This is a genomic window from Paenibacillus chitinolyticus NBRC 15660 (assembly GCF_000739915.1).
Lineage (GTDB): Bacteria > Bacillota > Bacilli > Paenibacillales > NBRC-103111 > Paenibacillus_F > Paenibacillus_F chitinolyticus.
Map to the genome: position 1 here is coordinate 621,408 of NZ_BBJT01000004.1, position 25,229 is coordinate 646,636.

Here is a 25,229-nt window from a genome sequence, read left to right on the forward strand (position 1 = left end):
TCTTAGTCTACAGATAGGCCCTGCGGCCGAACATAAAAAAGCCTTCTTCCCTCCGTGCCGACGCACGTAAAGGAAGAAGGCTTTTTAACGTTATAGGAGACGGGTTGTCTCAGCGGGCATGCTCGCCCAGTTCTTCTAGGGCCTCTTCGGGAAGCAGACCTACCTGGACGAGTCCCTTGAGGATGCCGTCTTCCGAGCACGAGTCGGTGACCAGATCGGCCGCGGCTTTCGCTTCGGGAGCCGCATTGCCCATCGCGATTCCCGTTCCTACGCTGGTGAGCATCTGTATATCGTTCAACCCGTCGCCGAAAGCGTAACAATTCTCGTTCGGAATTCCGACGGCTTTGAGCATTTCCTGAATGCCAATCGCTTTGGAGCTTCCGGCAGGCAGAACGTCAAGAGCATGCTCGTGCCAGCGGATGAACTGAAAATACGGATACCGCTCCGCGTACAATTTCTCGGATTCGGCGTCGCAGAATAAATGTCCCTGAAAAACCGCAGAATGTTTGTAAAACTCCGGATCGGTTTCCGGACACGGAAGCTTGAGGTTGTCGTAGCTTTCCTTCACATGAGGATGCGAGCTGCTTACGCGGATCTCGGGGTGGCCGCAGTACGCCAGGGGATGCCCCTGCTCGTCCGCCGCTCGGACCAGTTCCGCCAGCTTCTCGGGATCCATCGGATTCGTATAAATTTCACGGCCTTCGAACAGCACATACTGTCCGTTAATGGACACGTAGGACGAAATGCCGAGTTCTTCCCTTATGTCCTTGAACATGGACGGTACGCGCCCGGTCGCGATGGCCGTATACACGCCCCGTTCCTGCAGCAGCCTGACGGCTTTGCGGGTGGATGCGGGAATCTGTTTATTTTCATCCAGCAATGTTCCGTCGATATCAAAAAATACGATCGCTCTCTCCATCTCTCTGTACCCCTTCCGGTATAAGTTCGTTTTGAAATCTGCCGAGGTAACAAGGTCTTGATCGGAAGCCCTCCGCCTCGTCCGTAACGCCCCGGAGGTTACGCCGGACGGAGACATGAAGACTTGCAAATTAAGCGTAAAGTATGAAATGCTTTTCACGTCAAGTCTCTCTTCCGAAATTTTTGACGCGGATGATTAGGCTGCATTAAACTGAGGACAGAAAGGAGGCCGGACCTATGGCCAACATCAAGGATATTGCCAGACTGGCCGGAGTCTCCGTAGCGACCGTTTCCCGCGTGCTCAACGATCATCCTTACGTCAGCGAAGCCAAACGCGCGGCTGTACAGGAAGTCGTACAACGCCTTAACTACTCCCGCAATGTGAATGCGGTTCATCTCATCACCGGCAAAACGAACATGGTCGGGGTCGTCATCCCCTATCTTAATCTGCCCTACTTCAACAGCATTATGGAAGGCATCGCGCAGGAGGCGCTGGAAGCCAATGTGCATCTCCTCGTCAGCCAGACCAACTATGCGGCGGATAAAGAAACCGAGCTGCTGAACATGCTGAAAATCAAACAGATTGACGGCCTGCTGATCTGTTCCCGTTCCCTGAAATGGGAAGTCATCGAGGCTTACTCGCAGTTCGGGCCGATCATTGCCTGCGAATATATCGAGAGCGACCGGATCTCCTCGGTCCATATCGACCATTACGGCAGCTTCCGGCTGGCCATGCAGCTTCTTCTGGAAAAAGGGCATACCCGCATCGGCTACTGCCTGGGGCGGGGGCACAGCTTCAACAGCCGGAACCGGCGGCGCGCTTTTTCCGACGCCCTCTCTTCGGCGGGCGTTCCCGTCCGGGAGGAGTGGATGTTCTACCAGATCTACTCCATCGAAGACGGAGCGGAGGTAGTCCGCAGTATCCTGGACATGGAGGAGCGTCCGACCGCTCTGCTCGTGGCGGGCGACCAGGTAGCCGCCGGCATCATCAGCGAGGCGGTCAAAAACGGCCTCCGCGTACCGGAGGATCTGGCGATCGTCTCTTTCGACAACCACCCGATTGCGCAGCTGTTCGATATCACCACGATCGACAACCGGCTCGTCGAAATCGGGCGTACGGCCTTCTCCCTGCTGCTGAAGCGGCTGCAGGACCCCGCCAGCCCCGTGGAACACCGGGAGCTGCCGTTCCGCCTCATTGAACGCGCGACCGTGTAGCGCTCGCTTCAAGCGTGCCGGGCTTGGCACGGAGCCGCAGGTCGCCGGCAGCCGTCCTTGCGCCCTTCGCTCGGCGGGAGCCCGGCAGCATGCGGTTGACCACCGTCATGTGAGGCCGAGCACCGCGCTTCTGGGAGCTTCGCGCAGTACGGAAAGCGAAGCATGCTGCGTCAAGGCGCCCTATGCGAAGCTGCCGCGCATCGTGCGGCTTCACATAGGACGGCTTTACATAGGGCGGCTGGCCTTGGCCATGTGCGATGCCGCCCCTCCCGGCCGCGTGAGACTCCTGACATCGGATACGTGATGAATCCGGCAAAAGGACCCGTGCGCATCGTCGTCACGACGAAGCACGTGCACGAACAAAAAAGGCTCCCGCCCCCAATAACGAGGGGCGGGAGCCTTTCTGCCGTACGCCTGCTCAGTTCCCGGCAGACACGGACGGCGCCGATGCGCGGCCTAACGGCATCGAATACACCGTCGGACGACCGCCCGCTTCCGGCCGGTAGACGGCCAGGAGCAGCGATTCCGCCGACGTGTCGAGCGAGCCGTCCTGCAGGTAGCGCCGCAGGTCGAACGGGACTACTTCGATGACGGCATGCTTGTGCAGGTCCTTTTCGCCCATGCGCAGCTCGCTGAAATCGCCGGAAACCTCGTCCGGACGATCCGCAGCTCTTTTTAGATAATCGCTTTGTTCGGCTTTGTCCAGCTTGAAATCCCACCAGATTTTACGCGGCTTGTATTTGTGATTCAGGAAATAATCGAGCTTCATCAGCCCTTCGATGACGCCCATTCCCTTCGTGCCTCGCCAGGTCAGGAAAGCATGCAGCCGGGTGAATAAATCTTCCAGCTGGTGGCCGATTTTCTGCCAGCCTCTTTCCTCCCAGTAATCGCCGAACTCCTGGAAGAAATCGAAAGCCGATGGAAATTCCGAGGCAATCAGGTAGTTCACGGTATGATCGGTACGGTGGGCGTTCCAGTATTTCTCCAGCACGTCTTCCACCCGCTTGATCCGGATCAGATCGGTAAAAGGCAGAATGTCATTGCCCAGAATCTCATAGGGCGCCTGATCCATGAAAATGTAGCCGTACTTGGCCGCATCAATGCGCAGACCGGTTCCCCGGAGCATTTTCAGGAACCCGAGCTGAAGTTCCTCAGGGCCCAGCGCGAAGACGTCGTTGAACGTTTTGCGGAAGGAGTCGTAGTTTTCCTCGGGAAGGCCGGCAATCAGATCCAGATGCTGGTCGATTTTGCCGCTTTCCTTCACCTTCGTCACCGTACGGGTAAGCTTGGCGAAATTTTGGCGGCGCTTCACCAGGTTGTTCGTCTCGTCGTTCGTGGACTGGACGCCGATCTCGAAGCGGAAAATTCCCGGAGGCGCGTTCTCCGCGAGGAAATCCAGCACTTCGGGCCGCATAATATCGGCCGTGATCTCGAACTGGAACACGCAGCCCTGATGATTGTCAATCAGGAACTGGAAAATTTCCAGGGCGTAATCCCGCTTAATGTTAAACGTCCGGTCGACAAACTTGATAAGTTTGGCTCCGTTCGCAATGAGGTACAGAATTTCGGACTTCGTCCGCTCCATATCAAAATAGCGCACCCCCACTTCGATGGAGGACAGGCAGAACTGGCATGAAAACGGACAGCCCCGGCTCGTTTCAAAGTAAACGACCCGGTTCCCGAGGTCCTTCAGATCTTCCTCGAACCGGTGTGGGGAAGGAATCGCATTGAGATCCAGCTTCGGACGGCCGGGGGTTAAAATAATTTCTTCCCCTTTGCGGTATGCGATGCCGTACACGAAATGAAACTTCCGCGTGGTTGAAAGCTCTTGGAGGAAATGCTTGAACGTCTCCTCCCCCTCGCCCATCACGATGAAGTCCACCTCCGGTACCGTACGCATCCATTCCTCCGTATCGTAGGAGACTTCCGGTCCGCCGAGTACGATGGTCAAATCGGGGCGGATTTTTTTGATCATGCGGATGACGCGGAGTGTTTCTTCAATGTTCCAGATGTAGCACGAAAAACCGAGCACGTCGGGATTTTTGCCGTATAAGTCCGAAACGATGTTCATCGCCGGATCTTTGATCGTGTACTCCACGATATCAATCGGAAATTCGGGCTCGCTGAATGCCTTCAGGTACCGCAGAGCCAGCGAAGTATGAATGTATTTGGCGTTCAATGTGGCAAGAACGATATTCATGGTCGTTTACAACCTCTTTTATCAATAAAATCAAGGATCGTTCTTATTCTACACGAACCTCGCCGAGTTGACAAAGCGGGCGGAAACGGGCGCATGCACCCCGTCAGCGCGGCGTGTCGAATTCCGGCTCCCCGTCCTCCCACCCCGCGCCCGATTCGGAAGACCAGGAAGGAAACTGATCGGCGGCGGGCAGGGCAGGCACATCGGCGTACACGTTCCTCCACCGCTCCGCCTGTTCCATCAGCTGCCGCTCCACCTGTTCTTTGCGCTGCATAAGTTCGCCGGGGTCCCCCGCCTCCTGCCGAATCGCTTTGCGGATACTGGTATGCTCCTGAAGCCACTGGGTAAGCTGGTACAAAATCATAGGTGTTTCCTCCTTTTAAAGCGCTGTCATTTAAGTATCAGGTTGCCCTTTTAGCCGCCTGGCCATACCGTCAGGAGGAAACCGTAAATCGCGACGCTTACATATTTTTCTTTTATTGAAACATTTCTCCTATCCATACAGTCTAAAGTTTCAAAGCGGCCGGACCTAGTTCACGATAAACCGGACGGACCGAACATTCAGGAGGGATTCGTTTATGAAAAGCAAAAAACCGGTTCTTTATTTAACGGGAGGCATTCTGATCGGAACGCTCTTCTCCCAGACAGATGTGTGGGCCAAGCCTGTAATCGACTATCTTCTTCAAGCGGCGACCTATCCGGTAACCGTTGACGGGCAGACGTACATTTCTCCCGATCTTCCCCTTCTAAATTACGAGGGCAGCACGTATGTCCCCCTGAAATCGCTGGGTGATTTGCTCGGAGCTTCCGTGACCTGGAACGATTCGCTCAAACAAGCGGAAATTCTCAAGACCAAGCCATCGGCCGCAAAAGCAGATCTCTCCGTCGCAACCAAAGATTATTACGGCGCCGTGGAGAAATGGACATTTGACACTCTTTATCAGCCGGGTAAAGAAACCTTGGATGAGAAGGGCCGCGGAGAACTGTTGAAACAGCTCGAAACCGTCTACGGACCGAATCTGGCCGCCCGCTTTTTCGACTACGGCTATATGAAAGAAAGCGACGGCAGCTATCTCTCGCGTCCGGGAGACCATCTCCCCCTGCGGAAGCTGGACCGTAATATCATTGCGACTCATGAAATCGCAGGCGGGAAAACCATCGTTACCATTAAGGGAGAAATCGAATATAACCTGGACGGAAAGACATTCACCGAACGGTACAAACAGCAGTATACAATCGATCCTCTTACGTTAAAAATTATCGACATCGCTTATCTGGCTCTTCCGATTTGATGTACGGAACCTTTATCCGAACAACAAAAAGAACCGCTTCCTATTACGGAAACGGCTCTTTGCTCTATGTTCAGGCGGTTACTCTATGACGTCCGCCTTACTCCCATTTGAAGGTAAAGCTCGCGATCGCGAAAGCCACGACCATCCAGCCGCCGAGGATAAGGGCCTGCGGCCACAGCACGGTCAAATCCGCCCCCACGTTCATGACCTGCCGCATAGCCGTTGACAGATGCGTGATCGGGATCAGGTTCACGACCGGCTGGAGGAAGGACGGGATGTTGTCCGCCGAGAAGAAGACACCCCCCAGAAAGAGCATCGGGAACGAGATAAATCCCGCAATCGGTCCGGCGCTTTCCGGCGTTTTCGCCAGCGATGCGACGATAAAGCCGATCGACATAAACGCCAGCGTGCCGAGAATAACGAAAAGCAGAAGCAGCCCCCACGAACCGTTCACTTTCGTTCCGAAGATGACGGACGCGATGAGCAGAACGATCACCGCTTGCAGTCCGTTCAGCAAGAGCCTCGCCGTAATTTGCGAGGCGATGAACGTGGACGACTTGAGCGTGGTGCTCTGCATCCGGCGAAGAATGCCTCTTTCCCTCCAGGAGGCGATCTGTCCCGCCACACCGTTGAGGTTGTTGGACATGATCATCATCGACACGATGCCGGGAACGAGGAAGTCGATATAAGACAGCTTCAGCGCCTGAACGCCTTCCGCTTTGACCGTTATCGCCGGCTTGTAGGCCGTTTTCTCTTTGGAGATGCCGTCCGCCACCTGGGCCACGACGGTTTTGCCGAGCTCGGCGGTCATCATGTTCGTCTGGTCATAATAAACGGTAACGGAGGAGGCCTCTCCCCCCTTGACGGCGGCATCGAGTTTGTTGCCGTACCCGGCGGGGATGATGACCACCATCTGAAGACCGCCGTCTTTGAGCTTTTGGAGTCCCGGAGCCGTATGCTCCTCCTGTTTGAGCTTCATGGCAGGCGTCTTCATCAGAGCGCCGACCAATTGAGCCGACTGGGCCGACCGGTCCTGGTCGATAACGACTCCGTTGATGGACATGCTGCTACCCCCGCCGAAGAACGTGCCGAACATGACCATGAAGAAGACCGGGAACAGAAAAGACCAGAGAAGCACCTGTTTGTTCCGGATAAAAATCCGGAGCTGTGCGAGCGTCAATTGAATGTACGCTTTCATTCTTCCCTCAGGCTCCTTCCCGTCATGTGAATGAACACGTCTTCCAGCGTGGCTGTCCGTGTCAGCAGATCCGTCAGCTTCCAGCCCCGCAGCTCCGCCTCCCGGATCAGGCCGGTCAGCGACTGCTGGAGGTGGTCGGTGTACAGCACGAGGGTGTCGCGGGCAAGCTCCACCTGCTTCACGCCCTGGACCTTGCGCAGCGTGTCCGTCAGCTCCGTCCGCTCCCGCGGGGAAGCCAAATCCGCCTGGGGCAGCCGGAATTCAATCGCATTCTCCGATTGAAGGCTGCGCACCAGGTTGGCCGGCGTATCCAGCGCGACGACCTGCCCCTTGTCGATCAGGCAGATCCGGTCGCACAGCACGTGCGCCTCGTCCATGTAATGCGTGGACAGGACGATGGTCTTGCCCTTCTCCTTCAGGCGCAGGATAATGTCCCAGAGCGTGCGCCGCGCCTGCGGGTCGAGACCCGTGGTCGGCTCGTCCAGGAACAGCACCTGCGGATCGTTGACCAGCGCGATCGCGATGGCGAGCCGCTGCTTCTGTCCGCCGGACAGGTGCTTCACGCGGTCACCTGCTTTCTCTTCCAGCGTCATATCCGCGAGCAGCGGGCCGACAGGCACCGATTTCGGATAGAAGCTGGCGTACATCTCCACGATCTCGCGCACCTTCAGCAGATCGAACAGGGAGGTCGATTGCAGCTGAACGCCGATTACTTCCTTGACCTTGCGGAGATCCCGGATGGTGTCGTAACCCGCAATACTCGCCGTTCCCCCGTCGGGCTTGCGCAGCCCTTCCATCATTTCGATGGTCGTGGTCTTGCCCGCACCGTTGGGACCGAGCAGTCCGAACACCTCTCCCTTACGTACCTGGAAGCGCACGCCGTTTACGGCCGTGAAGCTTCCGTATGTTTTGACCAGCCCGTCCACATCAATGAGAATTTCGTCAGATAATCCGTCCGTCTGCGGCATTCCCAGCCTCCTTTTTTCAATTTTTTATGTACGTTTAGTTCCGTCAGATACCGAACCCGGTACGAGTTTCGCGTTCATTTTCCCAAAAGGAATTCCAGCTTTTCCATTATATCACTCGATCAGGCACTTACCACAAGCCCGGGCGGGATGAAATTAAATCCCCAATGCGCTATAGTAAATGGATAGAAGATCCGAAGGAGCCAACCTATGCGAAAACAGCGTCCCCCTTATAATCCCAAAACGAAAACGGCCAGGCCGGCCACTCCCAAAACGGATAAAGAACCCGCTCAATTCGAAATCGGGCAGCCGGCCGAGCTGATGAAATTTTTGCTTGAAAAGCTTGCAAGTAAAGGAAGAAATACCGTTAAGGGCATTCTATCCAGAGGCCAAGTGTCGGTGAACGGCAAAAAAACGACCCGCCACGACCATCCTCTCCAGCCCGGCGACCGCGTTACGGTTCAGTGGAGTGTCGTTACCGAAGAGGAGAAACCGATCGGACTACACATCCTGCATGAAGACGAGGACCTTCTGGTTATCAATAAAGAAGCGGGCCTGCTTTCGATCTCCGGCGGAGACGAGAAAGAATTGACCGCTTATTGGCAGCTCACTGAGCATGTCCGCCGAAAAGACCCGAAGGGACGTATTTTCGTCGTCCACCGTCTGGACCGGGATACATCGGGCGTCATGCTGTTCGCCAAGAACGAGAAAACCCAGCAGGCGCTTCAAAACGCCTGGCAGGAGGCCGTACAGGAGCGTTCCTATGTCGCGCTCGTCGAACGAAAGGTCAAGAAGCCCGAAGACACGATCGTGTCGTGGCTGAAAGAAAGCAAAACGCTGCTGATGTATTCCAGCCCGGTTGACAACGGCGGTCAGAAGGCAGTCACGCATTATAAAGTGCTGCAGGCTTCCTCCGATTACTCCCTGCTTGAAGTTCAGCTCGAAACGGGCCGTAAAAACCAGATCCGCGTCCACATGCAGGACATCGGCCATCCGGTTGTCGGCGACAAGAAGTACGGCTCCGTGAAAAATACGATCGGCCGGCTCGGTTTACACGCCCGGGTCATCGCGTTCGAACATCCTTCCACGGGACAACCGATGAGGTTCGAGACCCAAATTCCGGGCAAGTTTCTGCGTGTTTTCGCCGGCAAGCCCACATCATAAAAGGAGAATTCCATGAACGGACAATCGAGAAAAAATATCCATGCCGGACTGACCGTCGACATTGTGCTCAAGCAGGATCAGCGTACGGGCAAACGGACGCGCGGAGTCGTGAAAGATATTTTGACCAATTCGCCGAATCACCCCCACGGCATCAAAGTCAGGCTGACGGACGGCCAGGTCGGACGGGTGCAGGAAATTGTACAAGAGCCCTGAAACCCTATTGTAAAGCGGCCTGAAAACCAATAAACTAAAAGTAATGAACGCAGTGAGGTGATACGAATGTCAGAGAATCAACAGACACCGCAATCCGCAGAAACACAACCGGTCGAAGGCGCCGAACCGCGCAAAGTTTCGCTCGCGGAAGCCATGAAACAGAAAATGGCCCAGAAGAAAGCGGCGCAAGCCCAGGCCAACTCCCAGCAGAAGCACCAGGTAACCGGCAATCAGATGATGAAAAGCCAGCAGACCAAGAAACAAAACAATCAAAGAAGACGTATGGGTGTCTAACCTTTGAACGTCATAAGCAGTAGGCAAAGACATGAGGGTTCCGCTTCATGTCTTTATTTTTGCAGGAATCGGCAGTAAATCCGTCTAAACTCCCGCTTCAACATACTTGAAGGAGGCGTTTACCTATGAGTTTTCTCGACAGTCTGGTAGAGCAGCGTATCCAGGAAGCGATTCGCAACGGCGATTTCGACAATCTGCCCGGCAAAGGCAAACCGCTCGTTCTCGAAGATTGGTCCGCTGTTCCCGAAGAGCTGCGGTTGTCCTATAAAATCATGAAAAATTCAGGATTCCTTCCCGAAGAAATGCAGCTCCGCAAAGACATGATCACACTGGAGGAACTCCTTGCATGCTGTCATGACGAGGAGGAACGCGGCAAGCTGAAGAAAACGCTCAACGCCAAGAAACTTCGCTTCAATATGTTAATGGAAGAGCGGAGCATGAACCTCTCACCCGCACTTGCCCGGTATCGGGACCGGATCGAAACGAAGTTGTCCGCAGAACCGGATAAACCGAAATGAACCTGACTACTCAAAATTTGCTTGAACTTACCCGGGACATCCAAGAGCGGCACGTCAACTTCGCCGTTGCGGACGTAAACTCGCATGTGCTCCGCATCGCGGTCATGACCGGCAATTACCGCTGGCATTTTCATCCCGATTCGGATGAACTGTTTATGGTGCTTGAAGGAGAACTCTTCATAGACATCGAGGACGGAACGACTGCCTCGCTGAAAGCGAACGACACGCTTACGATTCCGGCGGGCACGATCCACCGGACGAGGGCGGACGTGCGCACCGTCAATCTCTGCTTCGAAGGCAAAGAAGCGGAAACGATTTTCGTGGACGAGCCTGCGGGACAGGCAAAATAAAACGAGCTCTGCAGAATAGGCTGCAGAGCTCGTTTTATTTCTTCCTCCAATTTGGCCTTGGGCGAGTCGGAAGTTGCCCGGTTCAAATGGGCCCAGTAAAGGAGCAAGGGTCATCCAAAGGGAATGTTGCACTCCTGTAAAGTAGAGAGAACGTTTAGCTCAGCCGAAAACCGCCCTCCGAATGGAGGATCTGGCCCGTGATCCACTCCGCTTCTTCGCCCGCGAGAAACGAGATAAGCCGGGCGGCGTCTTCCGGTTTGCCGATCCGGCCAAACGGGGACTGATCTGCGAGCCCGTTCCGGAGTTCTTCCGTCATCCAGCCGGTGTCGGTAGGACCGGGATTGACCGCGTTGACGGTAATCCCTTTCGGAGCCAGCTCGGCAGCCAATGTGACGGTCATCGCTTCGACAGCGGCCTTCGTAGCCGCATAAGCGATCTCTCCCCGCATCGGACCCAAAGACTGGCCGGATGTCAGGTTAATAATCCGGCCGCCCGATCCCCGGTTAAAGCGGCGGCCGAATTCCACGCTGAGCAGGGCGGTGCCCCTCATGTTCACGGCGTAATGGGCATCCAGAGTCGCCGCATCAAGCTTCTCGTACCCGTCATTTACCGAGTAGGCCGCATTATTGACGAGGACTGACGGAAACCCGAGCCGTTTCTCCGTTTCATCCACAATTCGCATCGCCGCTTCCGGATCGGACTGGTCGATCTCCAGTCTTTCGCAGCGGATTCCCGATTCGGCCAGCTCCCGCAGAATCGCGTCAGGCCCTTCTTCATCCGCTCCCCACGGCATTCCCTTATCGAATGCGGTCCAGGATGTGAACATCACATCCATTCCTTTGGCCGCCAGCGCCCGGCATATCGCGGCGCCGATACCGATCCGGCGGGAAACTCCCGTTACGATGGCAACAGGAGCACGGCCTTCTTTAGCGCGTTCAACAGCCTTATTTGCCGAATCCGGCCTATTTCCGTGCATGAGTACCTCCATCCGCCTCCTGCTAACGTTGGTTAGTGAGGCTTTTTGTTACTTTCAGTATAAAACGGCATCACGATCCCCTGTACAGATTGTTCGATTATAAAGGAAATTTCCACCGCTCCCTTACACGGGCGTGGCAAATGCGTTATAATGAGACGGTTCCGATGCGCGGCACGGCTTGGAACGGAACGATGAAGGTGCCGGATTCATAACCCAATAAGAAAATCCATATGCCCCACGCATATGGGAGAGGTTCGCGAACTCCCTCTATAAAAAACTAAGGAAAAACAATATCCCTGGATATTCGGGCACACCTGCTTACAAAGCGGACGTTAGATGTGCGTTTTTTTGACGTTCACTTCCGGTTCGCTTTATGATTGCGCTGCGTCCTTCCTTGAGGCATTGTTTTTGTTTTGTTTAAAATGACGGATCAAGAACTCTCTCCATCACCTATTTTTTTTATTTAAAAGGAGACGGAAGAGCGATGAAACAAGAAAAAGCGGTTGTCGTATTCAGCGGCGGACAAGACAGCACAACGTGCCTGTTCTGGACCCTGAAGCATTTTGGCGAGGTGGAAACACTCACGTTCGATTACGGACAGCGCCATAAACTCGAAATCGAGTGCGCGGCCCGGATTGCACGCGAGCTCGGCGTAAAAAACACCGTACTGGATATGAGCCTGCTGAACCAGCTCGCACCCAATGCGTTGACGCGCGGCGATATCGAGATTGAAGAAAAAGAAGGCGAGCTTCCTTCCACGTTCGTAGAGGGACGCAACCTGCTGTTTCTTTCTTTTGCAGGCGTATACGCCAAAGTGGCCGGGTCCAGACACCTTGTTACCGGCGTGTGCGAGACGGATTTCAGCGGCTACCCGGACTGCCGGGACGCTTTCGTAAAATCCCTTAACGTGACCCTGAACTTATCCATGGATTATCCATTCGTTATCCATACGCCGCTGATGTGGCTGAATAAAGCGGAAACGTGGAAGCTTTCCGACGAGCTGGGCGCTTTCGATTTTGTGCGCACCAAGACGCTTACATGCTATAACGGCATCGTCGGGGACGGCTGCGGCGAGTGCCCGGCATGCAAGCTCCGTTCGGCCGGTCTGCAGAACTATCTTCTGGAGCGCGAAGGAGCCGATGCCCGATGAAGGCGCCAGGCGAATTCCGCATCGTAGAGAACCTTCAGCAGTACGGGCAGGACATCCGGCACGAACAGCTCCGTTACCATACCAAACGCGTCCTCGTATCCAAAGAATTTACGTTCGATGCGGCGCATCATCTTCACGCCTACGAGGGCAAGTGCAAAAACCTTCACGGCCATACGTACAAAGCCGTTTACGGAATTAGCGGCTATGTCAACGAGATCGGCCTCACGCTTGATTTCGGAGAGATCAAAGACATCTGGAAAGCCCGGATCGAGCCTTATCTCGATCACCGGTATTTGAACGAGACGCTCCCGCCCATGAACACCACCGCCGAGAATATGGTCGTCTGGCTGTACGAACAGATGGAGACGGCTTTGCAGTCGGATGAAATGCAGGCGAAAGCCCGGGGCGGACGGGTCGAATTCGTCCGTCTGTACGAGACGCCGACGAGTTACGCCGAAGCAAGACGGGAGTGGATGTCCGAATGAGCGCAAGCCAAACAAATGCGGCGGTCCCGTCCCCTCCGCGGACTTTGCCTGCAGCGGGCAAAACGGCGGCTGCCGCCGTGTCCCCTTCGGGCACAGCGGCAGCGGGTGAAGCAACCATCCCCGTGCTCGAAATCTTCGGCCCGACCGTCCAGGGCGAGGGCATGGTCATCGGGCGCAAGACGATGTTCGTGCGCACCGCCGGCTGCGATTACCGCTGCTCCTGGTGCGATTCCGCGTTTACGTGGGACGGATCGGGCGCAGCCGATATCCGTCCGCTCACCGCGGAAGCGGTATGGGAGGAGCTCGTCCGCACCGGCGGCTCCCGCTTCTCCCACGTGACCTTGTCGGGCGGCAATCCCGCCCTTCTGCGCAGCCTGGGCCCGCTCGTGAAGCTGCTGCGGGCCCAAGGCATCCGCACCGCCGTCGAGACGCAGGGCTCCCGCTGGCAGGACTGGCTGACCGAGATCGACGAGGTCACGCTCTCTCCCAAGCCGCCAAGCTCCGGCATGGAGACGGACTTCGCCAAGCTGGACGATATCGTCCGGCGGCTGAACCCGGACGGCGTCAGTCTCAAGGTGGTCGTGTTCGACGAACGCGATTTCGCGTTCGCCCGGGAAGTCCACCGCCGCTACCCTGCCGTCCCGTTCTACCTGCAGGCGGGCAATGAGGACGTCCGTCTCGCGGACGACGACCTGCTTCGCGGGCAGCTGCTGCGCAAATACGAGTGGCTCGTTGACCTGACGATGGCGTCCGAGGATTTGAACGACGTGCGCGTGCTGCCACAGCTTCACGCCCTGCTGTGGGGCAACAAGCGGGGCGTCTGATCCCCGCGGACGGCAGCGGACCGCAGCAGACCGCAGGGCCGGACCCCGCATCTGTCTAAGGCGGTCTAACCGCCCGAAAAACAGATGCTACGACATGCTGCCTGGCAGCCTTGCTTTTTCCGTACCGCGCGAAGCTCACAGCGCGGTGCCCGGCGCATCCTGCTTTTAGACAGCATAGCAGCCTGCCTTCCTGCAGCTCTACCTATCATGCAGTCACCCGCAACTTTCACAAATCAAAACCGGAGGTGCCTTTATGGCCGGAAGAAACCAGGAAGAACTTGATCTCACCCTACTGGGCAACCAGCAGACACAATATCCGTTTAATTATGCGCCGCAAGTGCTTGAATCGTTTGATAACAAACACCCTTACCGCGATTATTTCGTCAAATTCAACTGTCCCGAGTTTACGAGCCTGTGCCCGATCACGGGACAGCCCGATTTTGCCACCATTTATATCAGCTATATGCCGGACGCCAAAATGGTCGAAAGCAAATCGCTCAAACTGTACCTGTTCAGCTTCCGCAATCACGGCGATTTCCATGAGGACTGCATGAACATCATTATGAACGATCTGATCAAGCTCATGGACCCGAAATACATCGAGGTCTGGGGCAAATTCACCCCGCGGGGCGGGATCTCCATCGATCCTTACTGCAATTACGGCCGTCCCGGAACCAAGTACGAACAGATGGCGGAGCACCGCCTGATGAACCACGACCTTTATCCGGAAAAGGTTGATAACCGCTAAGCCGCCGACTTCATTTAACCGGCTGTAAACAGCTTAGCCCATGCCCGCTCCTGACCGAAAATGAGTTCCGTTATTTTCAATATATCGCCCGGCGATATGCCTAAAGACCCCTTGAGGGTCTTTTTTTATGCCGATGGAATGCCGATAACTTTGGTATACTAGGAAAGATCATCTAATTGGAGCTGAGTTGAAGGACTTTCGAAATGGGAAAGGAAGAGGAATGGATAATTTAGGGGATTATTTCAAATCGTTTTTTGCCAATATAAGCACCTTGCTCACATTTACCTATTTAGGCAGTCTGGCTTATAAATATATTTTGTACCGGGTCCCCGTCAACTGGATGAAAGTGCTGTACATCCTGCTTTCGATAGCGGCGGGCTGGCTCTCCATGCTGTACGGAGCCCGGCTGACCCCGTCGGTCATCTTCGATTTAAGATTCGTTCCTATCCTCGCGGCTCCCCTGTTCCTCTCGCGCCCCTCCCACATTATGCTCATCGGAATCGGAATCGGACTGACGCGCTTATCGTTCGGCTTGGACCACGCCGCTTGGGCGGGCTTCGGCAATATGGTCATCCTCGGCATCGTAACGGCTCTGACCAGCGAGCTGCTCAAACGCACGTCTCTGCGTCAGACCGTCCGGATTTTACTGCTGATTCTTATCGTAAATCTGTTCAATGTGGCGAATATCGCCATTCTAGGAGTATATCCGGTCGCTACATATCTGATCGAGCTTGCTCCGCTGTCCGGCACGGCGGGCCTGTTTTTCAGCTTTTTCTTTACGTTCATCCTGCACGATTTCAAAGCTGATTTTCTCCGGCGGGAAGCGCTGAACAAGACCAATCAAGAATTGGCCGAACAGTTCCGGCTGGCCGAAGAAAGAACCGCGGAGCTTCAGCAGATTCATGACGAGTTGGAAGTGAAAAACGAAGAGCTGGTCGCCGCTTCCCGTTACAAATCCGAATTTCTGGCGAACATGTCTCACGAGCTCCGGACCCCGCTGAACAGCATGCTGATTCTGTCCCAGTTCCTGGCCGAAAATCAGAATGGGACGCTTTCGGAAGAAGAAATTGAATTTGCCGGGATTATTCACAGCTCTGGGCAGGATCTGCTTACGCTGATTAATGATATTCTGGATTTGTCCAAAATCGAAGCGGGCCATATGTCCATCACGCCGGGAGAAGTGAACGTCAGCGAAGTCGTGGAAGCGATGACCCGCACGTTCGAACCCGTTGCCGCCCAGAAGGGCCTGTACTTTCACATCCGTTCAACCGGCGTTCCCGACATCATTCATACGGATGAACAGCGGCTTCAGCAGATTTTGAAAAATCTGTTGTCCAACGCGTTCAAATTTACCAAGCGCGGCGGTGTTACGCTTACCTTTTACATCGAAATGGACGCCAAAGGCCTTCAGCATCCCGCCGCCGCCATCCGGGATACCGGTATCGGCATCCGGGCGGACAAGCGGGAGCAGATCTTCGAGGCCTTTTACCAGGCGGACGGCACGACCAGCCGCAAATTCGGCGGAACCGGACTCGGCCTCTCTATTTCACGCCAATTTGCCCGGCTCCTGGGCGGGGAAATCCGGCTGACCAGTGAAGAAGGGACCGGGAGCACGTTTACCCTCCTCCTTCCTTCCAGCAGCTTGAGCGGTCAGGAGCGGGAGCTTCGGCAGCTCGTGGACGACGCCAAGCTTCCCCGGCTTACGCCGCTTTCCTCTCCGCTTCCGGAGGAAAGCAACCGGTAATCGCGCTGACCGCCCGGGCCTTTCCCGGCGATCGGGAAGTCTGCATCGAAGGCGGCGCATCGGACTGCATCACGAAACCGGTGGTAACCATGCGCTCATGATGCCGATAAAGCAGCAGAGCCTCTAGCTCGGCTAAGCTCACAGAAAAAAAGAGGCTGTCCCTTAGTCACTTTCGTGACTTTGGGGACAGCCTCTTTTTTAGTACCGGCCCTTGAAGACACGGCCTACGGCATCTTTGTTTGAGCCGATGGACCACAGGGCCATCTATCTTAAAAACCTCGCGCCGGAAACGATAGAGCAGCCGGTGCCCTCCAACCATCCGTGAGCGCGGGCATTATGACACCATGCGGGAAGGGGGGAATTCCTCCTGCATGGCGGCGGGCCGCTTAGCCCGATGCCGCTGTTCCGCTCAGGGTGACAAATTAACGCGGAGGCATTTGTCCGGAACCGGAACCCGCTCCCTGCGGAATAAAACCGCCGAGATCGATTCCGAGTCCTTCCGCAAGCCGTGTCCCGTATTCCACATCGGCACGGAAGAAGTTGCAGACGGCGCGAAGCTGGATTTGCATGTCCGTTTGTTTGAGATCGTTCACGAGGTTATCAATCAGGTTAGCGCGCTCTTCCGGCGTAAACCGGCGGTAACGCTCGCCTGCCTGCGTGAAATCGTCCGTTTTCTCGATTTTGCGGCGTGTAGTGGAGCCCGTCAGCGGCTTCTCACTCTCCGCATAGGCGCTTCCCGCTTCTTTCGGCAAATGGTCGTAGGAATTCGGCTCGTAATTGATCGGCGAATGATCTTGGCGAACCGCCATTTGACCGTCCCGCTGATAATTGCGTACCGGCGCATAAGGGCAGTTTACGGGAATCTGCATGTAGTTCGGTCCCAACCGGTGGCGCTGTGTATCCGGGTAGGAGAACAGACGGCCCTGCAGAAGTTTGTCTTCGGAAGGTTCGATCCCCGGCACAAGCACGCTAGGTGCAAAAGCGGACTGCTCGACTTCGGCGAAGAAATTTTTAGGATTCTCGTTCAAGGTCATCCGTCCCACTTTAACGAACGGAACGAGGTCTTCCGGCCACTCCTTCGTCGGATCGAGGGGATCGAAGCTGAACGAGTCCAAACGCTCCGGTTCCAGCATCTGTACATTCAGTTCCCACTCCGGGTAGCTGCCCGCCTCGATAGCGTCATACAAGTCGCGCGTCGCGTGATTGTGGTCGCGGCCTCCCTGTTCCTGCGCTTCTTTGCGGCTCAACGAGCGGACACCTTGCAGCGATTTCCAGGTGTATTTGACGTAAACGACCTTGCCTTCCGCGTTCACCCATTTGAAGGCGTGCACCCCGAATCCGTCCATTTCCCGGTAGTTGGCGGGAGTTCCGAGGTCGGAAAAGACCCAGGTCAGCATGTGAGTCGATTCGGGAGAAAGCGACATGAAATCCCACAAGTGATTAGGCGTTTGGACATTTGTATGCGGAGCCGGCTTCAGTGAATGTACCATGTCCGGGAATTTGAGCGCATCGCGGATAAAGAATACGGGCAAATTGTTGCCGACGAGGTCATAATTTCCTTCGGACGTGTAGAACTTAACGGCAAAGCCGCGCGGGTCACGAAGCGTCTCCGGCGATCCGCTCGGATGAATAACCGTCGAGAAGCGGACAAGCACTTTCGTTTCAATGGAAGGGTCCTGCAGAAAAGCGGCTCTCGTATACTCGCTCATACTGGCATAAGGCCGGAAGACTCCGAACGCCCCCGCACCCCGCGCATGAACGACACGCTCCGGAATACGTTCACGGTCAAAATGAGCCAGTTTCTCCAAAAGGTGATAATCTTCGAGCAGCGTCGGTCCGTGAGTACCGGCTGTCTTCGAATTCTGATTGTCGGAAACGGGCAAGCCTTGATTCGTTGTGAGATAAGGACGATGTGGATTCATTCTACACCTCTTTATAATTATTATTATATGAAAATGATTATCAATGTCATGACGGTAGTATAGCATCGTCTTCTTGTCCTCGTCAATAGAATGACTATAAAATTATAATTATTTTAATCTAGAAAAAAATCGCCTGATTTCTACACGTTCCGACGAGAAGGCAATTGCTTTATCCGACCGTGCTTGTTTACAATAAGAATAATCCGGTGGGATGCAGCAATGTCCAGTCCAGGATAAGAAAGGAAGATTTTGCGGGATGTCGAGCCCAATTTTAACAATCGTGGTGCCTTGCTATAACGAAGAAGAAGTTCTCCCGGAAACGGTAAGCCGGTTAAGCGCGGTTCTGGACCGCCTCATCCAAGAAAAACTTGTCGCAAGAGAAAGTGTGATGATGCTTGTCGATGACGGCAGCAAAGACCGGACCTGGGATCTTATCGATCAATACAGCCGTTCCCATGACTATGTAACAGGCGTTAAGCTCGCACGGAATGCGGGCCATCAGAATGCCCTGCTTGCAGGTTTGATGACGGCGCGGCATACATCGGACATCGTGATTTCCATCGATGCGGACTTGCAGGACGATACGGACGCGATACGCGAATTTGTACGGAAGTATATGGAGGGGGCCGAGATCGTTTACGGAATCCGCAGCGACCGGACGACCGACACCTGGTTCAAAAAAACGACCGCCGAATCCTTCTATAAATTAATGCTACGTCTGGGCGTCCAGATTAAGAACAACCATGCGGATTACCGGCTTATGAGCAAACGCGCTCTGGATTATTTGTCCCGCTACAAGGAAGTTAACGTGTTTCTGAGAGGGATTGTCCCGCTCCTGGGACTTCGTACGGCCGAGGTTATGTACGAGAGGAAAGAACGTTTTGCCGGGGAATCGAAGTATCCGCTGCGCAAAATGCTGTCGTTTGCACTGGACGGCATCACTTCGTTCAGCGTTAAACCGATCCGGATGGTGACGGTCACCGGTTTTCTGTTCTCCATTATCAGCCTGCTGGCGGGCGCTTATGCCATTATTTCGAAATTATGGGGAACGACGGCTTCCGGTTGGACTTCTCTTATTTTATCCGTCTGGTTTATCGGCGGGGTGCAGCTTCTTGCCCTGGGGCTGATCGGAGAATATATCGGCAAAATCTACCGTGAGGTCAAACACCGTCCCTTGTATCTCATCGAAAAGTCAATCCCGACGCAGCAGGACTATGAAGGCCCGGCAGACTTCGACCGGATTCCGGTAGGGGCGGAACGAGCGGGGCGTTAGCTTTTTAGACGGGAACCGGCTTTCAGTGAAAATGTGGACATCTCCCCTTTTGCCGGAATTTCCGACGGGATATCCTCACGGCCAGCTTCAGCACGAGGCTTAGCCTTTTTGCTGCGAGCTTTATGCCCGCAGTTCTCTCATCACACCGTGTGCTTACTGCGCACGGTGTTTTTCTATATGGACTGACTCAGGCTCCGGGGCTTACGACTATCTTACCGGACCCGATACCGCCGGACCCAGTGATACTCCGGGAACTCTTGGGCATCCTAACCGCAGGAGGTGATAGCATGGCAAGAAGACGAAGCCGCAGAGCCGCTGTTCCCGGAAGCGAACGCAGTCTGGATAAGCTCAAGGGCCAGGTTATGAGAGACGCGGGCTACAACGTGTCCGCCGATCAACCGAACCTGGTTAAATACGAAGTCGCCCGCACGCTTGGAGTGCCTCTTGAGCCGGGCTACAACGGTCAGCTCCGCACCGAGGATGCCGGTAAAATCGGCGGCGAAATCGGCGGCCGCATGGTGCGGGAGCTTGTCCGGATGGCGCAGAAGCAGCTGGCGGAACGCGGCGGACCGAAGTGATCCCGGAACGCCGGAACGCAGCCTGCCAGGAGTGCCCGCAAGTGTGCCGCTCTGCGCGGCTGAGCATAAAGCTGCGGCTCCGTCCGTCACCGGCGGGCCAAATCGGCCCGGATGACCAGAGAGTCGTCTTCGCTGGTCATCCGGCATGAACCCGGCCGGATAGGCCTGAACAGGCGGATGGTCTGCTTCCCGCCGACCCGGCTGCCGCTAAGACGGATGCTCCGCCTGTCCGCCGCCAGTTCAATCTCTCCCGGGCGTATCCCCGACGGCTGCTGCACGATTACCACCAGCCGGCTTCCGTCCTCGGTTATCGAGTAGGCAAAAGACTCCGCTGCCTTAACCTTGGCGGTTTGCCGTTTCTTGCTTCCCGCAGCGAGGCCTTTAACAGGCTTTAGGCCGGGGATGGGAATGGCCGCGGGAGGCTTGGCGGCGGCAGAGTGATCCTCGCTCGCCCGGCGTTTCTCCCCGCCGCGCGGCATCGTGCTTCCCTGCGCGTTCTGGCCCGCCGGCCCCCCGGCCGGCTCGTTTTCCCAATCGGTTCCCATCCACTCCGGAATCCGGTAGCCCGGCATCGCCTGCCGGAGAAGCTTATCCAGCCATTGGTCCAGCCACGCCGTGTTTTCCGGGTCTTCTGAAATCCGTTTGGACAGCTCGGTAAACAAAGTCTCTCCACCTCCGAATATGGAGGAAAACGAAGGAATCTCACCGGAACGAAATCCGAATTTTCGTTCCCACTCTTTTTCATAGTCGAACTCGTTCTTTCCTCTGCTCATCTTCTTCCCCTCTTTCCGCTTCTTTCAAGAAACGCAACGTCGTTTCCCGCCGCCTTATACACACCAGCCTATTCCGCAGCCGGGCCTTTAGTGTTTGGTCAAGCCCGCCCGCAAATAAAAAAACAGGTCCCGTAAACGGAACCTGTTGTACTGTCTCGCTCTTTACCAGAAAAATCCGGGACCGCCAAAACCGCCGCCGTAACCGAATCCGCCGCCGAATCCGCCGCCGTAACCGAATCCGTTGACAAACGGGGATGTGCCGATGGCAAGCAAATCGAACAAGACGAGAGGAACGAACGCTTTTGTTTGAGCGGTTCCCTCTTGAGGCTCGAGAATCAGCTCGTTACCTTGAATACGTACCAGTTTGCCTCTTACCATGGACCCATCCTTGCGGACGGCCACGATGTTCTGCCCGACCAGCTTGGACGCGTCATTACGAAGTTTGGAACTCATACCGTCTACCTCCCTTTTCAGCGAATCATGCATGCTACCCTACAGCATATGCGGCCGGCTAACGGCCCGATTGGATAGCTGTCCCTTCTTCCTTTTTTATGGAGTAAAGGTATTCTTTCCGAGAGAATGCAAGGAGTGCAAGTTGAAGGAAGGTGTCTTTTTTTCATAGAAAAAAGCCCCCTGCCGGAAGATTCATCTCCATGCAGAAAGGCTTTTCGCAAAAGGGCAAGCAGGCTTCAGGCCTTGCGGAGCTTGCCCAGTTCCGTTGTGATCGCGTCAATTTCGCTAATGCTGAAATTAGGCTTGCTCATCACCAGATCGTACAAATCCTTAAGATCTTCATATTGTTCCTGGCTAAAGTTGGACGCTTTAATCGAACCGCCTGTCGCCATTCTCAGTTTGGTTTTGATTTCGTCGAACATATACTCTACATTCTGTTCCGACCATACCGCCAAATCCAATGCGTTTCATCCTCTCGTTATCCGGTTATGCTTTCATTGTAACACGTTTTGACACCGGAAATCCCGTCCGTTACGATAGAATCTGACCCAGATCCGGGCTTGACCATGCCGTGCATATAAGAGGATGCGCAGCCCGCTCGGCTTCCTATGCATCCAATCTTTACTGCACGCCGGTTACAAACGCCGCAAGGAGGAAATTCGCTTATGCTGCATACCTATGATCTTGTTACCCGCAAACGGGACGAAATGGTTGAAATTACAGACATCGTGGCTAGGCTGGTTCAGGACATGAGTCTGGAAGACGGCACCGCTATCGTATACTGCCCTCATACAACGGCAGGAATTACGATCAACGAGAATGCCGATCCCGATGTAAAAAGAGATGTGCTCATGCGCTTAGATGAAGTGTTTCCCTGGGAGCATCCGCGCGACCGTCATGCGGAAGGCAATACGGCCGCTCATCTGAAAGCCATGACCGTCGGAGCCTCGCAAACCGTATTTATCCGCGGAGGCCGCCTTCAGTTGGGCCGCTGGCAGGGAATCTACTTCTGCGAATTTGACGGACCCCGCAGCCGTACGTTTACCGTTAAGCTGATTCGTGATTGACCAGACTGACTTTAGAAGATTCGGAACGGGCCGCCGTAGAGACCATGTTGCTGCACAGCAGCTGTACATGCTCTTCGGCAAGCTGTTCCACCAGCTCGTACGTCTGTCCGTAATGAATGGAATGCGAGATAAATCCGTGCATAGACATGAACAAGTTCCATGGGAGCCGGTATTCCTGATCTTCCTTGTCCGGCATTCCCGAAATGACCTGGCGTACGACCGTGGCAAACAGATCGAAACATTTCGCCTGCTCGGTACGAGAGTACTGACGCAGCTCCTCGTCCCGGATCATAAACATGATTTCGTAGTGATTCGGATTCTCCAACCCGAACCGGATAAACTCCATCATCAGTTTCTGCAGCAGGGGAACCCCGAGAACAGCGGATTCGACGATGATTTGCCGCTGCCGCTGCAGAAGTATGCTGAAATCCTCCAGAATGAGCGCATTGAACAGCTCTGCTTTTTCTCTAAAATGATAGTATAACGCGCCATGGCTGTAACCCATTGCTTTAGCGATGCTTCGCATCGTTAAAGCGCGATAACCGCGAGTTACGAATAACTCCCTGGCCTCTTCAAGAATCCGCTCTCTGCTAAGTTCCTGAGCGACTGCCTTCCTCGCCATAAGAATCCCTCCGCTTCGGTGGTGTATGAAATTGTTAGGGTAGCTCGCTATGTTCGATATATGTATGTTCGCCGCGTATGATGTTTCCTTGACCTTGGGTCAAATCGGTAAACCAGTCGGCAAAAGAATCCGCCTCGGCAGATAAGGGATAGCACCGGAGGATCACCTTGTCGGTAAATTCCGTATCGCCCATCCGCATGTTGCGGTTCCGCAGCTCATTCTCCACTTTACCCAGCCAAGTATAATCGATTTCAGCGAGCAGTTCCTGATGACTTACTTTGTAAACGGGCAACGCGGCCTGTATTCCCGCGACGGCGCCATCCGTGTAGGCTCTGATCAGCCCTCCGGCTCCCAGCATAATACCGCCGAAATACCGGGTGACGACTACGGCCACATTCTTGAGATCCATATTGCGGATCACTTCGAGAATCGGCTTGCCGGCTGTGCCGCTCGGCTCCCCGTCGTCAGACTGTTTCTGAATCTCGTTGCGTTCCCCGATCATGTAAGCGGAGCAGTTGTGAGTCGCCATCGAGTGTTCTTTCTTCACGCCGGCGATAAAAGCAAGCGCTTCCTCTTCGGACGAAACCGGCAACGCCTGACCGATAAACCGGGAACGTTTGATGATAATTTCATCGGCTCCATGCTTTTGTACCGTTCTGTAGGATGCTATCATGCCGCTTCTTCATTCCATTTCCTGACGAATGCGCCTTCTGTTTCATATCATTTTACACAAATCAGAATATTAGTACAATAGTTAATTTAGTTCTAATATTATTTCCAACAAAAAACAGACCTATTCCCGAAGGAAAAGGCCTGTTCTCGTTCAAAACCCGCTCACAGAGCCCGATACGGGTTCTGTCTAGACGAAACTAGTCGTTGAGGCGGGCTTCCAATTTCGCTTTGTCTTCTTCGTAACCGGGCTTGCCCAGCAAGGCAAACATGTTTTTCTTGTAGGCTTCCACACCCGGCTGGTCGAACGGATTCACTCCGAGGAGGTAGCCGCTGATGCCGCAGGCTTTTTCGAAGAAGTAAACCATGTAACCGAACGTGTGAGCCGAAGTGTCGGGCAGTGTCACGATCAGGTTAGGCACGCCTCCGTCCGAGTGAGCCAGCATCGTACCCTGGAACGCTTTTTTGTTTACGAAATCCATCGTCTTGCCGCTCAGGAAGTTAAGCCCGTCCAAGTTCTCTTCATCGGTTCCGATGACGATCTCCTCTGCGGACTGGTCTACGAACAGAACCGTTTCAAACAGGTTGCGGGTGCCTTCCTGGATGAATTGGCCCATGGAGTGAAGGTCAGTCGTGAAATCGACGGCAGCCGGGAAGATCCCTTTGTTGTCTTTGCCTTCGCTCTCGCCGTAAAGCTGTTTCCACCACTCCGATACATAATGCAGAGAAGGCTCGTAGTTCACGAGAATCTCCGTCGTTTTGCCTTTGCGGTAGAGGGCGTTGCGGACAGCCGCGTACTGGTAGCTCGCATTCTCGCTCAGCTCGGGATTGGAGAAAGCTTCCCGTGCATCGGCCGCCCCCTTCATCATTTCTTCGATGTCGATGCCGGCCACGGCGATCGGGAGCAGGCCTACGGCCGTCAGCACGGAGTAGCGTCCGCCCACGTCGTCCGGGATAACGAAGGACTCGTAGCCTTCGCCGTTGGCAAGCTGCTTAAGAGCGCCCTTCTCGCGGTCAGTCGTCGCGTAGATGCGCTTGCGCGCGGCTTCCTTGCCGTATTTTTTCTCCAGCAGCTCGCGGAAAATACGGAAAGCAATCGCCGGCTCCGTCGTCGTTCCGGATTTGGAAATGACGTTTACGGAGAAGTCCTTGCCTTCCAGCAGCTGCAGAAGGTGCGTTACGTATGTAGAACTGATATTCTGGCCGACGAAGTACACGGCCGGAGTTTTACGCTTGTCTTTATCAAGCAGGTTATAGAAAGAATGGGACAGCATTTCAATCGCCGCACGGGCCCCCAGGTAGGAACCGCCGATGCCGATCACGACAAGCGCCTCGGAATCGGATTGAATTTGTTTCGCCGCCTTCTGGATTCTGCCGAACTCTTCTTTGTCGTAAGCGACCGGAAGATCGATCCACCCTAAATAATCACTACCGGCTCCGGTTCCGTTATGCAGTTGGTCATGTGCGGTACGGATCGGCCCGGCCAGGTAATCAATTTCGTGCTGGGCAACGAAGTCAAGCGCCTTGCTGTAATCAAATTGCAGCTTCTGGGTCAACTTTCTCTCCTCCTCGGTTCTTATACTTGGTTCTTTCCTCTAGCATACCGCTTCTGTGCCGC

General features: G+C 54.8%; 29 protein-coding genes and 1 riboswitch. Of the genes, 16 read left to right on the forward strand and 13 right to left on the reverse strand.

The window, feature by feature from the left end; genetic code table 11:
* Window positions 1-109: 109 nt before the first annotated feature.
* Entirely contained in the window at window positions 110-919 is an 810-nt protein-coding gene (locus PCH01S_RS12775) for a Cof-type HAD-IIB family hydrolase (RefSeq protein WP_042229963.1), read from the reverse strand.
* Window positions 920-1,155: 236 nt separating this feature from the next.
* Between PCH01S_RS12775 and PCH01S_RS12780 the strand changes: the two genes are divergently transcribed.
* Complete coding sequence (locus PCH01S_RS12780; RefSeq protein WP_042229797.1) at window positions 1,156-2,133, forward strand: LacI family DNA-binding transcriptional regulator; 978 nt, start codon at window positions 1,156-1,158, stop codon at window positions 2,131-2,133.
* Window positions 2,114-2,437 (forward strand): hypothetical protein, encoded by a 324-nt coding sequence (locus tag PCH01S_RS30885; protein WP_042229799.1) that lies wholly within the window; start codon window positions 2,114-2,116, stop codon window positions 2,435-2,437. Before PCH01S_RS12780 ends, PCH01S_RS30885 begins: the two co-directional genes overlap by 20 nt.
* A 114-nt stretch (window positions 2,438-2,551) precedes the next feature.
* Here PCH01S_RS30885 and PCH01S_RS12790 read toward each other — a convergent pair whose 3' ends face one another.
* Together PCH01S_RS12790 and PCH01S_RS12795 are read right to left on the reverse strand one after the other, a co-directional pair.
* The gene (locus PCH01S_RS12790; protein ID WP_042229800.1) at window positions 2,552-4,333 is read right to left on the reverse strand and encodes a B12-binding domain-containing radical SAM protein; all 1,782 of its coding nucleotides are present in this window, start codon (window positions 4,331-4,333) and stop codon (window positions 2,552-2,554) included.
* Between the two features lie 103 nt (window positions 4,334-4,436).
* Window positions 4,437-4,697: a hypothetical protein gene (locus tag PCH01S_RS12795; protein ID WP_042229801.1), complete on the reverse strand. Its 261-nt coding sequence runs from the start codon at window positions 4,695-4,697 to the stop codon at window positions 4,437-4,439.
* Window positions 4,698-4,911: 214 nt separating this feature from the next.
* Here PCH01S_RS12795 and PCH01S_RS12800 point away from each other — a divergent pair, with 214 nt between their 5' ends.
* Window positions 4,912-5,625, forward strand: coding sequence for a stalk domain-containing protein (locus tag PCH01S_RS12800; RefSeq protein WP_042229803.1), 714 nt, complete (start codon window positions 4,912-4,914; stop codon window positions 5,623-5,625).
* A 97-nt stretch (window positions 5,626-5,722) separates the two neighbouring features.
* Here PCH01S_RS12800 and PCH01S_RS12805 read toward each other — a convergent pair whose 3' ends face one another.
* Entirely contained in the window at window positions 5,723-6,823 is a 1,101-nt protein-coding gene (locus PCH01S_RS12805) for an ABC transporter permease (RefSeq protein ID WP_042229805.1), read from the reverse strand.
* The gene (locus tag PCH01S_RS12810) at window positions 6,820-7,791 is read right to left on the reverse strand and encodes an ABC transporter ATP-binding protein (RefSeq protein WP_042229807.1); all 972 of its coding nucleotides are present in this window, start codon (window positions 7,789-7,791) and stop codon (window positions 6,820-6,822) included. Before PCH01S_RS12810 ends, PCH01S_RS12805 begins: the two co-directional genes overlap by 4 nt.
* Window positions 7,792-7,998: 207 nt before the next feature.
* Between PCH01S_RS12810 and PCH01S_RS12815 the strand changes: the two genes are divergently transcribed.
* The 5 genes from PCH01S_RS12815 (at window position 7,999) to PCH01S_RS12835 (ending at window position 10,327) form a co-directional block, all read left to right on the forward strand.
* The gene (locus tag PCH01S_RS12815) at window positions 7,999-8,952 is read left to right on the forward strand and encodes an RluA family pseudouridine synthase (RefSeq protein WP_042229809.1); all 954 of its coding nucleotides are present in this window, start codon (window positions 7,999-8,001) and stop codon (window positions 8,950-8,952) included.
* Window positions 8,953-8,964: 12 nt separating this feature from the next.
* Window positions 8,965-9,165 carry a YwbE family protein gene (locus PCH01S_RS12820; RefSeq protein ID WP_009672054.1) on the forward strand — a complete coding sequence of 67 codons (201 nt, stop codon included), beginning with the start codon at window positions 8,965-8,967 and terminating at the stop codon, window positions 9,163-9,165.
* 66 nt (window positions 9,166-9,231) lie between these two features.
* Window positions 9,232-9,459, forward strand: coding sequence for a hypothetical protein (locus tag PCH01S_RS12825; protein ID WP_042229811.1), 228 nt, complete (start codon window positions 9,232-9,234; stop codon window positions 9,457-9,459).
* Window positions 9,460-9,584: 125 nt separating this feature from the next.
* Window positions 9,585-9,977 (forward strand): DnaJ family domain-containing protein, encoded by a 393-nt coding sequence (locus PCH01S_RS12830; RefSeq protein ID WP_042229812.1) that lies wholly within the window; start codon window positions 9,585-9,587, stop codon window positions 9,975-9,977.
* 2 nt (window positions 9,978-9,979) lie between these two features.
* Complete coding sequence (locus PCH01S_RS12835) at window positions 9,980-10,327, forward strand: cupin domain-containing protein (protein ID WP_174446813.1); 348 nt, start codon at window positions 9,980-9,982, stop codon at window positions 10,325-10,327.
* A gap of 154 nt (window positions 10,328-10,481) precedes the next feature.
* Here the strand turns inward: PCH01S_RS12835 and PCH01S_RS12840 are convergent, their stop codons facing one another.
* Window positions 10,482-11,303: an SDR family oxidoreductase gene (locus PCH01S_RS12840; RefSeq protein ID WP_042229964.1), complete on the reverse strand. Its 822-nt coding sequence runs from the start codon at window positions 11,301-11,303 to the stop codon at window positions 10,482-10,484.
* Window positions 11,304-11,546: 243 nt separating this feature from the next.
* Window positions 11,547-11,590: riboswitch (PreQ1 riboswitch) on the forward strand.
* Between the two features lie 197 nt (window positions 11,591-11,787).
* On the opposite strand from PCH01S_RS12840, the gene queC reads away from it, so the two are divergent.
* The 5 genes from queC (at window position 11,788) to PCH01S_RS12865 (ending at window position 16,254) form a co-directional block, all read left to right on the forward strand.
* A complete protein-coding gene (queC, locus tag PCH01S_RS12845) occupies window positions 11,788-12,453 on the forward strand; it encodes a 7-cyano-7-deazaguanine synthase QueC (RefSeq protein ID WP_042229815.1) in 666 nt (221 codons plus the stop codon).
* Complete coding sequence (gene queD / locus PCH01S_RS12850) at window positions 12,450-12,938, forward strand: 6-carboxytetrahydropterin synthase QueD (RefSeq protein WP_042229816.1); 489 nt, start codon at window positions 12,450-12,452, stop codon at window positions 12,936-12,938. Before queC ends, queD begins: the two co-directional genes overlap by 4 nt.
* Entirely contained in the window at window positions 12,935-13,762 is an 828-nt protein-coding gene (gene queE / locus PCH01S_RS12855; RefSeq protein ID WP_042229818.1) for a 7-carboxy-7-deazaguanine synthase QueE, read from the forward strand. Before queD ends, queE begins: the two co-directional genes overlap by 4 nt.
* 253 nt (window positions 13,763-14,015) lie before the next feature.
* Window positions 14,016-14,510, forward strand: a complete 495-nt coding sequence (gene queF / locus PCH01S_RS12860; protein ID WP_042229820.1) for a preQ(1) synthase — start codon at window positions 14,016-14,018, stop codon at window positions 14,508-14,510.
* 220 nt (window positions 14,511-14,730) lie between these two features.
* Window positions 14,731-16,254, forward strand: coding sequence for an ATP-binding protein (locus PCH01S_RS12865; protein WP_042229821.1), 1,524 nt, complete (start codon window positions 14,731-14,733; stop codon window positions 16,252-16,254).
* 422 nt (window positions 16,255-16,676) lie between these two features.
* On the opposite strand, the gene PCH01S_RS12870 is transcribed toward PCH01S_RS12865, so the two are convergent.
* Window positions 16,677-18,176 carry a catalase gene (locus PCH01S_RS12870; protein WP_042229822.1) on the reverse strand — a complete coding sequence of 500 codons (1,500 nt, stop codon included), beginning with the start codon at window positions 18,174-18,176 and terminating at the stop codon, window positions 16,677-16,679.
* 256 nt (window positions 18,177-18,432) lie between these two features.
* Between PCH01S_RS12870 and PCH01S_RS12875 the strand changes: the two genes are divergently transcribed.
* Both PCH01S_RS12875 and PCH01S_RS12880 read left to right on the forward strand, forming a co-directional pair.
* Window positions 18,433-19,449 carry a glycosyltransferase family 2 protein gene (locus tag PCH01S_RS12875; RefSeq protein WP_042229824.1) on the forward strand — a complete coding sequence of 339 codons (1,017 nt, stop codon included), beginning with the start codon at window positions 18,433-18,435 and terminating at the stop codon, window positions 19,447-19,449.
* Between the two features lie 287 nt (window positions 19,450-19,736).
* The gene (locus PCH01S_RS12880) at window positions 19,737-20,027 is read left to right on the forward strand and encodes an alpha/beta-type small acid-soluble spore protein (RefSeq protein ID WP_042229825.1); all 291 of its coding nucleotides are present in this window, start codon (window positions 19,737-19,739) and stop codon (window positions 20,025-20,027) included.
* A gap of 86 nt (window positions 20,028-20,113) precedes the next feature.
* On the opposite strand, the gene PCH01S_RS12885 is transcribed toward PCH01S_RS12880, so the two are convergent.
* The 3 genes from PCH01S_RS12885 to PCH01S_RS12895 form a co-directional block, all read right to left on the reverse strand.
* A complete protein-coding gene (locus PCH01S_RS12885) occupies window positions 20,114-20,800 on the reverse strand; it encodes a hypothetical protein (protein WP_042229826.1) in 687 nt (228 codons plus the stop codon).
* A 162-nt stretch (window positions 20,801-20,962) separates the two neighbouring features.
* Entirely contained in the window at window positions 20,963-21,253 is a 291-nt protein-coding gene (locus PCH01S_RS12890) for a hypothetical protein (protein WP_042229827.1), read from the reverse strand.
* A 236-nt stretch (window positions 21,254-21,489) separates the two neighbouring features.
* Window positions 21,490-21,714 carry a DUF1128 domain-containing protein gene (locus PCH01S_RS12895; protein WP_042229828.1) on the reverse strand — a complete coding sequence of 75 codons (225 nt, stop codon included), beginning with the start codon at window positions 21,712-21,714 and terminating at the stop codon, window positions 21,490-21,492.
* Between the two features lie 204 nt (window positions 21,715-21,918).
* Here PCH01S_RS12895 and PCH01S_RS12900 point away from each other — a divergent pair, with 204 nt between their 5' ends.
* Window positions 21,919-22,320 carry a secondary thiamine-phosphate synthase enzyme YjbQ gene (locus PCH01S_RS12900; protein ID WP_042229829.1) on the forward strand — a complete coding sequence of 134 codons (402 nt, stop codon included), beginning with the start codon at window positions 21,919-21,921 and terminating at the stop codon, window positions 22,318-22,320.
* Here PCH01S_RS12900 and PCH01S_RS12905 read toward each other — a convergent pair.
* The 3 genes from PCH01S_RS12905 to PCH01S_RS12915 form a co-directional block, all read right to left on the reverse strand.
* Complete coding sequence (locus tag PCH01S_RS12905) at window positions 22,301-22,942, reverse strand: TetR/AcrR family transcriptional regulator (RefSeq protein WP_042229830.1); 642 nt, start codon at window positions 22,940-22,942, stop codon at window positions 22,301-22,303. The two genes, PCH01S_RS12900 and PCH01S_RS12905, sit on opposite strands and share 20 nt — an antisense overlap.
* Before the next feature lie 34 nt (window positions 22,943-22,976).
* Window positions 22,977-23,615 carry a YigZ family protein gene (locus PCH01S_RS12910; RefSeq protein ID WP_042229832.1) on the reverse strand — a complete coding sequence of 213 codons (639 nt, stop codon included), beginning with the start codon at window positions 23,613-23,615 and terminating at the stop codon, window positions 22,977-22,979.
* A gap of 196 nt (window positions 23,616-23,811) precedes the next feature.
* The gene (locus PCH01S_RS12915) at window positions 23,812-25,167 is read right to left on the reverse strand and encodes a glucose-6-phosphate isomerase (protein ID WP_042229833.1); all 1,356 of its coding nucleotides are present in this window, start codon (window positions 25,165-25,167) and stop codon (window positions 23,812-23,814) included.
* Window positions 25,168-25,229 lie beyond the last annotated feature (62 nt).

Excerpts from the sequence above, each read along its gene's own strand:
- PCH01S_RS12775 (WP_042229963.1), bottom strand. The coding sequence starts at position 919 with ATGGAGAGAGCGATCGTATTTTTTGATATCGACGGAACATTGCTGGAT.
- PCH01S_RS12780 (WP_042229797.1), top strand. The coding sequence starts at position 1,156 with ATGGCCAACATCAAGGATATTGCCAGACTGGCCGGAGTCTCCGTAGCG.
- PCH01S_RS12790 (WP_042229800.1), bottom strand. The coding sequence starts at position 4,333 with ATGAATATCGTTCTTGCCACATTGAACGCCAAATACATTCATACTTCG.
- PCH01S_RS12795 (WP_042229801.1), bottom strand. The coding sequence starts at position 4,697 with ATGATTTTGTACCAGCTTACCCAGTGGCTTCAGGAGCATACCAGTATC.
- PCH01S_RS12800 (WP_042229803.1), top strand. The coding sequence starts at position 4,912 with ATGAAAAGCAAAAAACCGGTTCTTTATTTAACGGGAGGCATTCTGATC.
- PCH01S_RS12805 (WP_042229805.1), bottom strand. The coding sequence starts at position 6,823 with ATGAAAGCGTACATTCAATTGACGCTCGCACAGCTCCGGATTTTTATC.
- PCH01S_RS12810 (WP_042229807.1), bottom strand. The coding sequence starts at position 7,791 with ATGCCGCAGACGGACGGATTATCTGACGAAATTCTCATTGATGTGGAC.
- PCH01S_RS12815 (WP_042229809.1), top strand. The coding sequence starts at position 7,999 with ATGCGAAAACAGCGTCCCCCTTATAATCCCAAAACGAAAACGGCCAGG.
- PCH01S_RS12820 (WP_009672054.1), top strand. The coding sequence starts at position 8,965 with ATGAACGGACAATCGAGAAAAAATATCCATGCCGGACTGACCGTCGAC.
- PCH01S_RS12825 (WP_042229811.1), top strand. The coding sequence starts at position 9,232 with ATGTCAGAGAATCAACAGACACCGCAATCCGCAGAAACACAACCGGTC.
- PCH01S_RS12830 (WP_042229812.1), top strand. The coding sequence starts at position 9,585 with ATGAGTTTTCTCGACAGTCTGGTAGAGCAGCGTATCCAGGAAGCGATT.
- PCH01S_RS12840 (WP_042229964.1), bottom strand. The coding sequence starts at position 11,303 with ATGCACGGAAATAGGCCGGATTCGGCAAATAAGGCTGTTGAACGCGCT.
- queC (WP_042229815.1), top strand. The coding sequence starts at position 11,788 with ATGAAACAAGAAAAAGCGGTTGTCGTATTCAGCGGCGGACAAGACAGC.
- queD (WP_042229816.1), top strand. The coding sequence starts at position 12,450 with ATGAAGGCGCCAGGCGAATTCCGCATCGTAGAGAACCTTCAGCAGTAC.
- queE (WP_042229818.1), top strand. The coding sequence starts at position 12,935 with ATGAGCGCAAGCCAAACAAATGCGGCGGTCCCGTCCCCTCCGCGGACT.
- queF (WP_042229820.1), top strand. The coding sequence starts at position 14,016 with ATGGCCGGAAGAAACCAGGAAGAACTTGATCTCACCCTACTGGGCAAC.
- PCH01S_RS12865 (WP_042229821.1), top strand. The coding sequence starts at position 14,731 with ATGGATAATTTAGGGGATTATTTCAAATCGTTTTTTGCCAATATAAGC.
- PCH01S_RS12870 (WP_042229822.1), bottom strand. The coding sequence starts at position 18,176 with ATGAATCCACATCGTCCTTATCTCACAACGAATCAAGGCTTGCCCGTT.
- PCH01S_RS12875 (WP_042229824.1), top strand. The coding sequence starts at position 18,433 with ATGTCGAGCCCAATTTTAACAATCGTGGTGCCTTGCTATAACGAAGAA.
- PCH01S_RS12880 (WP_042229825.1), top strand. The coding sequence starts at position 19,737 with ATGGCAAGAAGACGAAGCCGCAGAGCCGCTGTTCCCGGAAGCGAACGC.
- PCH01S_RS12885 (WP_042229826.1), bottom strand. The coding sequence starts at position 20,800 with ATGAGCAGAGGAAAGAACGAGTTCGACTATGAAAAAGAGTGGGAACGA.
- PCH01S_RS12890 (WP_042229827.1), bottom strand. The coding sequence starts at position 21,253 with ATGAGTTCCAAACTTCGTAATGACGCGTCCAAGCTGGTCGGGCAGAAC.
- PCH01S_RS12900 (WP_042229829.1), top strand. The coding sequence starts at position 21,919 with ATGCTGCATACCTATGATCTTGTTACCCGCAAACGGGACGAAATGGTT.
- PCH01S_RS12905 (WP_042229830.1), bottom strand. The coding sequence starts at position 22,942 with ATGGCGAGGAAGGCAGTCGCTCAGGAACTTAGCAGAGAGCGGATTCTT.
- PCH01S_RS12910 (WP_042229832.1), bottom strand. The coding sequence starts at position 23,615 with ATGATAGCATCCTACAGAACGGTACAAAAGCATGGAGCCGATGAAATT.